We start from the raw sequence: 11,748 nt of genomic DNA on the forward strand, positions 1-11,748 counted from the left end.
GTCTACGTTTCGCGATCCGTGAAGGTGGCCGTACAGTAGGTGCTGGTGTTGTTGCTAAGATCTTCGACTAATTCATAACGAATTAAACGAAATCTTGCACTGTTCTTCTTTTTGAAGAAAGCGCATCGAAAAGGGAAGCTTAGGCTTCCCTTTTTCATTTCTAGATTACATTTAGTTATAAGTGTTGAAATAAAAGACGTCACTTTTTCGATTTAAAAACAGAGTTTTACCGACTTTATTTCTTAACGCTTTTACTCACCCCTCTTAACCCTTTGATCTTTTCCTGCAGCGGTAAAATCGTTATAACCAAATATTCTGAGCGGATACCATAATGCGACTGGTAACAAGAACTATTCTTGTTTATATTGTTTGTCACAGATTAGTTTTATAGGTTTTTTGAGTATGTACGTTTGTCTTTGCCATGGTGTCTCCGACAAAAAAATCAGGAAGTTGGCGATAGATGAAGGCGTAACAGATATTAAAGGAATCAAAAAGTGCACGGCATTGGGCAGCCAATGTGGTAAGTGCATCAGACAGGCCAAGGAAATTTTAGCGGAAACTAGTTACACGGAATTTAAACAAGCCAGCTAATTGCTGTAAGTATGCAGTAATTATTTGCCTTACATTTTGACACCTTCTCATTTGCTTCTACATTTAAATGAAGCCAAAGAGGAGGGTTTTGTCATGAAAGGCGATCCAATCATCATTCAACATCTCAATAAAGTGCTCGGTAACGAGCTCGTCGCTATTAATCAGTATTTTCTTCATGCCCGAATGTATAAAGACTGGGGCTTAAAGCACCTAGCAGACAAGGAATATCACGAATCTATCGATGAGATGAAACATGCCGATCATCTAATTGAGCGTATTTTGTTCCTTGAAGGCTTACCGAACCTACAAGATTTAGGTAAGTTGATGATTGGTGAAGATACCAAGGAAATGCTCGAGTGTGACTTAAAGCTTGAAATGGCGGCTATTCCAGATTTAAAAGATGCGATTGCTTACGCTGAAGACATTCGAGATTATGTGTCTCGAGATTTATTCCAAGACATTCTTGAAGATGAAGAAGAACATGTTGATTGGCTAGAGACGCAACTTGGCTTGATTGAAATGTCTGGTATTGAGAATTATCTCCAAGCGCAATACGTGGACGAAGAGTAACGATACTATCTAAGTTTGCATACTCCAATAATAGTAATAAGAAAGAGCACCTGACTCGAAAATCGGGTGCTTAACCCCGTTATCTGGTCTAATCTCTTTTATTATCGGCTTTTTAAGGATATTGCTCGCAATCTTGCCTATGAAGTTTGATTTCTATCCGATAGAATTTATGCCCCCTTACCTAAAAATAAAAAAGAGAAACGTCCATGTCTGAAGACAACCACCAAGCAGCCACTCCAGAAGAAGAACATCGCCAAAAAGCATTGGATTACCATGCTTATCCAACTCCAGGAAAGATTGCTGTCGAACTGACAAAGCCTGCGGAAACGGCGGGTGATCTTGCCCTTGCATACAGCCCAGGAGTTGCAGAGCCAGTGCGTGAAATCGCACAAAACCCGGATAACGTGTACAAGTACACTGCAAAAGGGAACATGGTTGCTGTTATTTCTAACGGTACCGCTATTCTAGGTCTAGGTAACCTAGGTCCACTTGCATCTAAGCCAGTGATGGAAGGTAAAGCGTTACTGTTTAAGCGTTTTGCAGGTCTTGACTCTATTGATATTGAAGTTAAGCACCGCACGATCGATGAATTTGTTGATACTGTTGCGAGCATTGCAGACACTTTTGGCGGTATTAACCTTGAAGATATTAAAGCACCAGACTGTTTTGAGATTGAAAAGCGTCTGATTGAACGTTGTGATGTACCAGTATTCCACGATGATCAACATGGTACTGCTATTGTAACGGCAGCGGGTATGCTGAATGCAATCGAACTTCAAGGTAAGAAACTTGAAGATTCAACAATTGTTTGTCTTGGCGCTGGCGCTGCCGCTGTAGCGTGTATGGAGCTTCTGATCAAATGCGGCGCAATGCGCGAAAAAATCTACATGCTAGATCGCAAAGGTGTGATTCACACTCGTCGTGATGATCTTAATGAATATAAGCAGCTATTTGCGAACAATACAGATAAGCGCACACTAGAAGACGTGATTGAAGGTGCAGATCTGTTCCTAGGTGTATCTGGTCCAAACCTATTGCCAGCGGAAGCGTTGAAGTTGATGGCAGATAAGCCAATCGTATTCGCATGTTCTAACCCGGATCCTGAAATCAAGCCGGAACTTGCTCACGCAGTTCGTGATGACTTGATCATGGGTACTGGCCGTAGTGATTATCCTAACCAAGTTAACAACGTATTGTGTTTCCCATTTATTTTCCGCGGTGCTCTTGATGTGCGTGCAAGTGAAATCAATGATGAAATGAAACTTGCAGCCGTTGAGGCGATTCGTGAGCTAGCAAAAGAGCCTGTACCTGAAGCCGTATTGAAGGCTGCAGGTGTTGATAAGCTAGAGTTTGGTGCGGACTATATTATTCCAAAACCAATGGATTCACGTTTGCTACCACGTGTTGCAAAAGCGGTTGCTCAGGCGGCGGTTAATTCAGGTGTAGCTCGTATCGAGATGCCTGCAAACTACATGGAAGAGTAATATATCTTTCTGATGTGATACATAAAAATGGGACGCTATTGCGTCCCATTTTTTATGTCATTCATTTGGCTCGAGGCAAGAGTTATTACCTGAAACATTTTATCAGGCTTTTTTATTCTTCGTCGAATGACTCAAATTCGATGCCCATTTCCGTCATCAGCGCTTTTACTTCTGTTGGAATATCATCAGGACGGTCTTTACGAAGGTCTTCATCTGTCGGAAGTGGCTGACCTGTGTACGCGTGCAAAAATGCCTCGCATAGCAATTCGCTATTGGTTGCATGGCGTAAGTTATTGATCTGACGGCGAGTACGCTCATCAGTTAGCACCTTTAAAACTTTTAGCGGGATAGAGACGGTAATTTTTTTTACTTGTTCGCTTTTTTTGCCGTGCTCTGCATATGGGCTAATGTATTCGCCATTCCAGTCAGCCATTGCACACCTTCATTTATGTAATCGGTTAAAAATAATTTAGGTGCTGATTTTAGCTGCATTTACCGCCATAAGCAAAGACATATAGACGTCTAGAAGTGTTGACGTCTCATTTTTTGACGAGTAAAGTGAACATAACAGCAAAGGAAGCGTGTTGATCACTTTATGTTACTCATTAGATATAGCGCATTCCTATTTAGAAGTCATTACCCGTGAAAGGATACACCCATGAGCACTCGCAAACCTGCGACCATTGCAGTACGCACTGGTATTGAATCAGACAGCCAATATCATGCTGTCGTTCCACCTATTTATCTTTCCACTAACTATGGTTTTCCTGCTTTTGGTGAAGTGCCCAAGTATGATTACACACGATCTGGTAATCCAAACCGCGGACTGTTGGAAAGTGCGCTATCTGAACTCGAGTCTGGAAAAGGAGCGGTTGTTACTAACTGCGGTACGTCGGCATTAAATTTATGGGTTTCCGCTTTTCTCGGCCCAGATGATCTCATTATTGCTCCTCACGATTGTTATGGTGGTACCTATCGTCTTTTTAATACCCGAGCTAATAAAGGCGATTTTAAGGTTCAGTTTGTCGATCAATCAGACGAACAGGCTTTAGATGCTGCATTGGCACAAAAACCAAAACTCATTTTGCTAGAAACTCCGTCAAACCCTCTGGTTCGCGTAGTGGATATTGCAGCTACTTGTGAAAAAGCGAAACAAGTCGGCGCGTTAGTTGCGGTGGACAATACCTTTTTGACACCCGTGTACCAAAAACCTTTAGAGCTAGGTGCGGATTTTGTTATCCACTCCACAACAAAGTACATCAACGGTCATTCGGACGTAATTGGTGGGGTAATCATCACCAACACAGAAGCGCATGCAGAAGAGCTTGCATGGTGGGGCAATTGTATTGGTGCAACGGGCACACCTTTCGATAGTTACATGACACTGCGAGGTATTCGTACGCTTGGTGCTCGTATGAAAGTACATGAAGAGAGCTCACAGCAGGTACTGGCTTACCTACAGAAACAAGCGTTAGTTAAAACTATCTATCATCCAAGCCTGCCGGAACATCCAGGTCACGACATTGCTAAAAAGCAGCAAACGGGCTTTGGCTCTATGTTGAGTTTTGAGTTTGCTGGTTCGTTTGAGCAGTTAAAGGTGTTTGTGAAAGAGCTCCAACTGTTTTCATTAGCTGAATCATTAGGTGGTGTAGAAAGTTTGATTTGCCACCCGGCATCCATGACTCACCGTGCAATGGGTGAGGAGGCACTGGCGGAGGCTGGGGTCTCTCATCAACTATTGCGTTTGTCTGTCGGTTTGGAAGATGCACAAGACCTCATCACAGATTTAGAACAAGCGTTCGCTAAAGCTACCCAGTAATAGGAGACGATAACAATGACTGTACAACGTCAGCTGCATAAGTTTGGTGGCAGTAGCTTAGCAAACCCAGAATGCTACTTACGCGTTGTGGGTATTCTCAAAGAGTATTCGACAGAAAATGATCTTGTGGTCGTCTCTGCTGCAGGAAAAACCACTAATCGCTTGATTGAGTTTTTGGAAGGGTTAAATAAAGATGGCCGAATTGCGCATGAAGCGCTTCAAAGCTTAAGACAGTTCCAAACTGAGCTAATAGAAAGCTTGTTGGAGAGTGAAGCAAAAGAAGAGCTGTTAGCTTTATTACATGATGAGTTCAGTACTCTCTCGGAGCTGACTGCACCACTCACTAATGCGCAAAAAGCTGCGGTACTGGGACACGGAGAAGTATGGTCTGCTCGCCTATTGGCCGCGTTATTATCTCAACGTTCTATCCCTGCGGTTGCACAAGATGCACGAGCGTTTTTACGTGCAGAAGCGGGAACTCAACCAGAGGTTGATCGCGCTCGTTCATACCCTTTAATTAAAGAGATCCTCGCGCAGCATAACCATAAACGTGTGGTAATTACTGGCTTTATGGCTCAGAACGAGGCAGGAGAAACCATTCTACTTGGTCGTAACGGCTCTGACTATTCTGCAACGGTCATAGGCGCGCTTGCTGAAGTCAGTACTGTCACGATTTGGAGTGATGTTGCTGGTGTTTATAGTGCCGATCCACGTTTGGTGTCTGACGCTTGTTTATTACCGTTACTTCGATTGGATGAAGCCAGTGAACTTGCTCGCTTAGCTGCCCCAGTGCTACACAGTCGTACGCTTCAGCCTGTGGCGCAAAGTACCATGGACCTTAATCTCAAGTGTAGCTATCTGCCAGAGTCGGGTTCTACTCGTATTGAGCGTGTATTGGCATCTGGTCGTGGCGCTAAAATTATTACTTCACTGGATGATGTTTTATTGGTGCAGTTGTCTTTCATGCATGGGCACGACTTCGAAAAAACACAGAGTGATGTATTACAAGCGTTGCAGCGCGCGCAATTAGAGCCACTGGCATTTGAAGCTCAATCCGATCAGCACACGCTACGCTTGGCTTACACCGCAGAAATCGCCGGTGGTGCATTGAAACACTTGCAAGAGCTTGCGGTAGAGGCTGAAATTAAGCTAAAAGAAGGTTACTCGCTCTTAGCTGCGGTAGGTGCAGGCGTTACGAAAAACGCCAATCATTGCTTTGGCTTTTATCAGAAGCTAAAGCACTCTCCGGTAGAATTTATCTCTGAAACAGACTCAGGGCTGAGCCTAGTCGCTGTTTTGCGCCGTACTGATACCGAGGCGTTGGTTCAAACGATTCATAGCCAGTTGTTCCAAGCGCAAAAACGCGTGGCAGTGGCTTTATGTGGCAAGGGTAATATTGGTTCTAGTTGGCTAAATTTATTTGCTACGCAAAAAAGTGAGCTCGAAAAACGTCATGGTATGAGCTTTGATCTTGTCGCGGTTGTGGATAGCCAAACCTATTGGTTCGATGAGCAAGGTATTGAGGCGGCGAGTGTTGCTGAACGATTTGATGATGAAAGCATAGCAAACAATGGGGATTGGCTGGCACGTTTGGGAGCACTTAAAAGCTATGATGAAGCCGTCGTGCTTGATGTTACCGCGAGTAAAGAGTTAGCTCAGCGCTACGTAGAAATCGCACAGCAAGGCATTCATTTGATTTCCGCTAACAAAGTGGCCGGTTCCGCAGATAGTCAGTACTACCATCAGGTTCAAGATGCATTCGCTAAAATTGGTCGTCATTGGCTATACAACGCAACGGTTGGTGCTGGGTTACCGATAAACCATACCGTGCGAGATCTTCGTGAAAGTGGGGATGAAATCGTCGCTCTATCGGGGATTTTCTCGGGGACGTTATCATGGCTGTTCCAACAGTTTGATGGTTCTGTACCATTTAATGATTTAGTCGATCTTGCTTGGCAGCAAGGGTTAACCGAACCTGACCCTCGTTCTGATTTAGATGGCTCCGATGTAATGCGTAAGTTAGTCATCTTGGCTCGAGAATCGGGCCTAGATATAGAACCAGACAGCGTTAAAGTTGAGTCTTTAGTGCCAGAAGAATTAAGAGAACTGAGCTTAGATGATTTCTTCGATAATGGAGCGTTGTTGAGTGAAATACTTCAAGAGCGTCTGACAAAAGCACAGAGAAACGATCAAGTGCTTCGCTATGTGGCGCGTTTAGAAAAAAATGGTAAAGCAACGGTGGGAGTCGAAGCGTTGTCTCGTGAGCACGCGCTCGCCAACTTATTGCCATGCGATAACATTTTTGCCATAGAGAGCAAGTGGTACAAAGATAACCCTCTGGTCATTCGAGGACCAGGCGCAGGCAGAGAAGTGACAGCCGGCGCTATTCAATCCGACCTCAACCGATTGGCTGGTTTATTTTAAAGTTGCGATTGACCTAAAAACCCTGGAATTAATCCAGGGTTTTTTATTCCCCTATCAGTGCCATACTGAAGTCATAACCCGTGCAAAATGGCGAGATGATGCTCAAGTAGAAACTTGAACTATCTTCATTATTAACTTGAGAAAAATTCATAATTACAAGGTTGACATTAAATCGTATTCAATACATTCTGTAGACATATAGACGTCTAAACGTCGATTTTAAGGATTTGTTTTCGTGGCGGAGTGCCGCAGGGAGAGTAAGATGGGATATACGCACGCAGGCCATATCGACGCCTTGAACCAGAATATTGCTGAGTTATCAGATAACATCAATGTATCGTTTGAGTTTTTTCCGCCAAGCAGCGCTAAGATGGAAGAAACACTTTGGAATTCAGTGCACCGTCTTAAAACGCTTCAACCTAAATTTGTTTCTGTGACTTACGGTGCGAACTCCGGCGAGCGTGACAGAACACACTCCATCATTAAAGAAATTAAAGCAACAACCGGATTGGTTGCCGCTCCCCATCTCACTTGTATTGATGCGACTCGTGAAGAGTTGATTAATATTGCCGATGATTATTGGAACAATGGTATTGAAAATATCGTCGCTCTGCGTGGTGATATTCCTCCAGGTGGCGGTGCGCCTGATATGTATGCCTCGGATTTGGTTGAGCTGCTGAAATCACGCCACGATTTCGATATCTCCGTTGCTGCATTCCCTGAGGTTCACCCTGAAGCTAAAAGCGCTCAGTCTGACTTATTGAACCTAAAACGTAAGGTAGATGCAGGTGCAAACCGTGCTATTACTCAGTTCTTTTTTGACGTTGAGTCTTACCTGCGATTCCGTGACCGTTGTGTCGCAGCAGGAATTGACGTAGAAATTGTGCCAGGAATTTTGCCTGTATCGAACTTTAAGCAAGCGTCTCGCTTTGCGGCACAGAACAATGTGAAAGTACCAGGATGGATGAGCAAACAATTCGATGGCTTGGATGATGATCCGGTGACTCGCCAGCTTGTAGGAGCTAGCCAAGCTATTGATATGGTGCGTGTACTGAGTCGTGAAGGGGTTAAGGACTTTCACTTCTACACACTAAACCGTGCAGAGATGACTTACGCGTTATGCCATACGTTGGGTGTTCGTCCTCGCGCAGTAGTCGGTGCGTAAATCTGGTTTCAAAAAGATAAAAGGCTTGCCAAGTGGCAAGCCTTTTTCGTTTTATCAAAGCAAAAGGAGTTTAACCAATCACTTCAAGTTCAGTTAGAACTTCTTCTGCCCAAGTGATCCAAGTTTCACGTAACAGAAGGTTACGGCGAAGCGTTAGACGTTCTAGGCGAGCTTGTTTATCTAAAGTTGACGGCGTTGCGTAGTAAGCCGCTTCAATTTCTTTGTAGTGAGAAACCAGTTTGCGAGACTCTTCAACTAGCTCGGCGAGTTGGTCACGGAATGGAGCCGCAGGTTGAACGGCACATGCCATCAATTTCGCTGAAAACTCATCACGAACTGTTGGGTGTGCAGTTGGTTGATCAAACCACTCTCCTAAAGCGCTGCGACCAGCGTCTGTAATGGAGTAAACCTTGCGGTCTGGTTTGCCTTCTTGGGGTTCTAATACGCAAGTAACCAGTTCTTTCTCAGCCATTTTGTTGAGTTCACGGTACACCTGTTGGTGGCTTGCTTTCCAGAAGTAACCGATGCTAGCAGAGAATTCTTTAGTGATATCGTAACCGGTTGCGTCGCGAGTGCTAAGAACAGTTAAGATTACGTGTGGTAATGACATGTCTTCAATCCAAATGGTCAATAAACTTGTAAACAAGCTACTTATACTTTCAGCTGCGCTCTTACTGGCACTTGAGTTTTTTAATGTATAAGTAGCACCAACAATGTTGGTCCTGTCACCTTAAAGCCGTTTATCACCTAGAGAGATGGGGAGTCCCATCAAGGCTGGAGCAGGTATGATTGGATTTATGAGCTCTCAGCAGGCAGTAGTATATAAATAATAAGCATGAAGTGGAATAGTAGGACAAAATTACCCTAAAAAACTAACATAATAATCAATAGTGTTAACTTGTGGTTTTTTGTTCTTTTATTTTGGTATTTTTTGGGTCTATTATGGTTTATTTGACTGCTTTTGTTTTGGTGCGATTATCCTGTGATAAAAAAAAGCTGAGCATTTGCCCAGCTTTTTATTAAAAATGAAACGATTAGCCTGTGTTGCGCATACCAGCAGCAATACCAGCAATCGTCACCATCAACGCTTCTTCCAAGTTTGCAGAAGCTTCTTCGGTTTGACGCGTGCGGTATAGCAGCTCTGCTTGTAGCATATTCAATGGCTCAACGTAGATATTGCGTAAGCGAATAGACTCGAGTCCCCAAGGGTCATGCTGCATCAAGTTTTCATTGTTCTCTACATTCAGTACCGCTTTGATGTCTTCTTGAAGCTGAGCACGAAGCTTTTCACCGAGTGGACGGAGCGACTCATCCACCAATCGCTCATCGTAGTAGCGAGAGATATCAATATTACACTTCGAGTACACCATTTCCAGCATGCCGAGACGAGTTGAGAAAAATGGCCATTCGCGGCACATCTCTTCGAGCAATGCTTGGTGGCCTTTATCGATCGAGTATTGAATCGCTTCACCTGCGCCTAGCCATGCAGGAAGTACCAAACGGTTTTGACTCCATGAGAAGATCCACGGGATTGCACGTAAGCTTTCTACTCCGCCCTTAGGGTTGCGTTTTGCAGGACGAGAACCAAGTGGCAACTTGCCGAGTTCGAGTTCTGGTGTTGCTTGGCGGAAGTAAGGCACGAAATCTGGCTCGCCACGAACCACATTTCGGTAAGACTCACAGCTTACTTCTGATAGCACTTCCATCAAGTCGCGCCATTCTTGTTTTGGCTCCGGTGGCGGTAACAAGTTGGCTTCCAGAATCGCACTTGCATATAGGTTAAAGCTGTTTACTGCGACATCTGGGAGTCCCAGTTTAAAGCGGATCATTTCGCCTTGCTCTGTTACACGTAAACCGCCTTTCAAGCTTTTTGGTGGTTGCGACAAAAGCGCAGCATGCGCAGGTGCGCCACCGCGACCGACTGTGCCCCCACGACCATGGAATAGAGTTAGCTCAACGCCTTCTTCTTCAGCCACTTTAACTAACGATTCCATCGCATGATACTGAGCCCAACCAGCAGACATAACACCTGCATCTTTCGCTGAGTCAGAGTAACCAATCATGACCATCTGGTGGTTTTGGATAAAACCACGGTAAAGGTCAATCCCCATAAGCTGCTTAATGACCGATTCTGCGTTGTTCAAATCGTCTAGCGTTTCGAACAGAGGACACACATCCATGCGGTAAGGGCAACCTGCTTCTTGTAGCAGTAGATGAACGGCTAGTACGTCAGAGGCGGTACGTGCCATTGAAATAACGTAAGCGCCAAACGCTTCACGCGGTTGTGCTGCAACAATCTTGCAGGTATCCAAAACCTCTTTGACGGGTTCAGACGGTTCCCAATCACGAGGGAGAAGCGGACGTTTAGATGCCAGCTCGTTAGTTAGAAAAGCAATCTTATCTTGCTCACTCCATTGTTCGTAATCACCAATACCTAAGTAGCGAGTTAGTTCAGACAAGACGTCTGAGTGACGCGTGCTCTCTTGGCGGATATCAAGACGTACAAGATGGATACCAAATGCTTTTACGCGGCGTAGTGTATCCAGTAGTGAGCCGTTGGCTATTACACCCATGCCACATTCGTTTAGTGACTGGTAGCAGGCATACAGCGGTTCCCAAAGTTGCTCGACTTTTTGCAGTGGTGCTTTAACGGCCAGTTTTTGACCGTGGATCTTAGCATCGAGAATATCTTTGGTTTCATTGAGCAGAGTGCGTAATTGCTTCAGGATCGCACGGTATGGTTCGTGCTGATCTTCGCCAGCAAGTTCACGTACTTGATCGTTTGAAACTGTCATAGACAGCTCGCTGATCAACTCGTTAATGTCATTGAGATAAAGATCGGCGGCTTTCCAACGAGACAATAGTAAGACTTCACGCGTAACGTTGTGAGTAACAAACGGGTTACCGTCACGGTCACCGCCCATCCAAGAGGAGAAGTGCACTGGGCGAGCATCAATGGGTAAACCTTCTCCAAGGTAAGATTTTAGACGGTCATTCATCTCACGTAGGAAGTCCGGTACTGCTTCCCATAGCGAGTTTTCAACGACCGCAAAGCCCCATTTTGCTTCATCCAACGGAGTTGGGCGTTGTTGTCGAATCACGTCTGAATGCCAGCCTTGGGCAATCAGTTGCTCTAGGCGGCGTTCGGTTTTTCTGCGCTCTTTAGAAGAAAGATCGCTTAGCTCCAACTTTGATAAGCACTCGTTTATCTTGACCAGTTTGTTGATCATCGTACGGCGCGTAATTTCTGTTGGGTGAGCCGTCAATACCAATTCAATATTTAGATCACGAACCGCTTGGGCAGTGTCCAGTTTGCTCACATCGTTTTGTACCAGTTTAGAAAACAGCGAGTTAATCGCGTCTGGTTCACAAATGTGCTCTTCACAATGGCGTGAAATCGTGTGGTATTGCTCAGCGATATTGGTGAGGTTTAGAAATTGGTTAAACGCGCGAGTAACGGGCGTTAGCTGCTCATCAGGTAGATGTTTGATTTCTTCGATCAAGCTGTCCCTGTCTGCTTGATTCCCTGCTTGAGCTGATTTGGATAATTTACGAATGGTTTCCACTTTCTCGAAGATTTCTTCGCCATGGGCATCGCGAATGGTGTTACCCAATAAGTGGCCTAACATGCGCACATTACTTTTGAGTGCGGCGTATTTCTCGTTCATTGTCGTCCTGCCTCGTAAAAAAACTAC

Annotated in this window: 9 protein-coding genes and 1 pseudogene; 7 read left to right on the plus strand and 3 right to left on the minus strand. The window is 44.7% G+C overall.

The annotated features are described in order from the left end of the window. From R7H07_RS17180 to R7H07_RS17195, 4 genes and pseudogenes are all read left to right on the plus strand, one after another. Positions 1 to 71: pseudogene (locus R7H07_RS17180) on the plus strand (elongation factor Tu); the annotation flags it as partial. A gap of 331 nt (positions 72 to 402) precedes the next feature. Then, positions 403 to 591 (plus strand): (2Fe-2S)-binding protein, encoded by a 189-nt coding sequence (locus tag R7H07_RS17185; RefSeq protein WP_005381360.1) that lies wholly within the window; start codon positions 403 to 405, stop codon positions 589 to 591. A gap of 93 nt (positions 592 to 684) precedes the next feature. After that, positions 685 to 1,161 (plus strand): bacterioferritin, encoded by a 477-nt coding sequence (bfr, locus tag R7H07_RS17190; RefSeq protein WP_005381359.1) that lies wholly within the window; start codon positions 685 to 687, stop codon positions 1,159 to 1,161. A gap of 206 nt (positions 1,162 to 1,367) precedes the next feature. Continuing rightward, complete coding sequence (locus R7H07_RS17195; protein ID WP_025768085.1) at positions 1,368 to 2,645, plus strand: malic enzyme-like NAD(P)-binding protein; 1,278 nt, start codon at positions 1,368 to 1,370, stop codon at positions 2,643 to 2,645. Between the two features lie 112 nt (positions 2,646 to 2,757). On the opposite strand, the gene metJ is transcribed toward R7H07_RS17195, so the two are convergent. Further along, on the minus strand, positions 2,758 to 3,078 hold the full coding sequence (gene metJ / locus R7H07_RS17200) for a met regulon transcriptional regulator MetJ (RefSeq protein ID WP_005381353.1): 321 nt from the start codon (positions 3,076 to 3,078) through the stop codon (positions 2,758 to 2,760). 225 nt (positions 3,079 to 3,303) lie between these two features. On the opposite strand from metJ, the gene R7H07_RS17205 reads away from it, so the two are divergent. From R7H07_RS17205 to metF, 3 genes are all read left to right on the plus strand, one after another. After that, positions 3,304 to 4,464 carry an O-succinylhomoserine (thiol)-lyase gene (locus R7H07_RS17205; RefSeq protein ID WP_005381350.1) on the plus strand — a complete coding sequence of 387 codons (1,161 nt, stop codon included), beginning with the start codon at positions 3,304 to 3,306 and terminating at the stop codon, positions 4,462 to 4,464. 15 nt (positions 4,465 to 4,479) lie between these two features. After that, positions 4,480 to 6,888, plus strand: a complete 2,409-nt coding sequence (locus R7H07_RS17210) for a bifunctional aspartate kinase/homoserine dehydrogenase II (RefSeq protein WP_017633523.1) — start codon at positions 4,480 to 4,482, stop codon at positions 6,886 to 6,888. Between the two features lie 262 nt (positions 6,889 to 7,150). After that, complete coding sequence (metF, locus tag R7H07_RS17215; protein WP_005381345.1) at positions 7,151 to 8,053, plus strand: methylenetetrahydrofolate reductase; 903 nt, start codon at positions 7,151 to 7,153, stop codon at positions 8,051 to 8,053. Between the two features lie 70 nt (positions 8,054 to 8,123). On the opposite strand, the gene R7H07_RS17220 is transcribed toward metF, so the two are convergent. Both R7H07_RS17220 and ppc read right to left on the minus strand, forming a co-directional pair. Then, on the minus strand, positions 8,124 to 8,663 hold the full coding sequence (locus R7H07_RS17220) for a PadR family transcriptional regulator (protein ID WP_005382791.1): 540 nt from the start codon (positions 8,661 to 8,663) through the stop codon (positions 8,124 to 8,126). Positions 8,664 to 9,087: 424 nt separating this feature from the next. Then, a complete protein-coding gene (gene ppc, locus R7H07_RS17225; RefSeq protein WP_005381336.1) occupies positions 9,088 to 11,721 on the minus strand; it encodes a phosphoenolpyruvate carboxylase in 2,634 nt (877 codons plus the stop codon). Between the last annotated feature and the right edge of the window lie 27 nt (positions 11,722 to 11,748).

This window comes from Vibrio sp. Vb1127 (genome assembly GCF_033338735.1).
Taxonomy (GTDB): Bacteria; Pseudomonadota; Gammaproteobacteria; order Enterobacterales; family Vibrionaceae; genus Vibrio; species Vibrio alginolyticus.

What these genes read in the sequence shown, in the direction of transcription:
- R7H07_RS17185 (WP_005381360.1), top strand. Translation starts at nt 403, where the DNA reads ATGTACGTTTGTCTTTGCCATGGTGTCTCCGACAAAAAAATCAGGAAG.
- bfr (WP_005381359.1), top strand. Translation starts at nt 685, where the DNA reads ATGAAAGGCGATCCAATCATCATTCAACATCTCAATAAAGTGCTCGGT.
- R7H07_RS17195 (WP_025768085.1), top strand. Translation starts at nt 1,368, where the DNA reads ATGTCTGAAGACAACCACCAAGCAGCCACTCCAGAAGAAGAACATCGC.
- metJ (WP_005381353.1), bottom strand. Translation starts at nt 3,078, where the DNA reads ATGGCTGACTGGAATGGCGAATACATTAGCCCATATGCAGAGCACGGC.
- R7H07_RS17205 (WP_005381350.1), top strand. Translation starts at nt 3,304, where the DNA reads ATGAGCACTCGCAAACCTGCGACCATTGCAGTACGCACTGGTATTGAA.
- R7H07_RS17210 (WP_017633523.1), top strand. Translation starts at nt 4,480, where the DNA reads ATGACTGTACAACGTCAGCTGCATAAGTTTGGTGGCAGTAGCTTAGCA.
- metF (WP_005381345.1), top strand. Translation starts at nt 7,151, where the DNA reads ATGGGATATACGCACGCAGGCCATATCGACGCCTTGAACCAGAATATT.
- R7H07_RS17220 (WP_005382791.1), bottom strand. Translation starts at nt 8,663, where the DNA reads ATGTCATTACCACACGTAATCTTAACTGTTCTTAGCACTCGCGACGCA.
- ppc (WP_005381336.1), bottom strand. Translation starts at nt 11,721, where the DNA reads ATGAACGAGAAATACGCCGCACTCAAAAGTAATGTGCGCATGTTAGGC.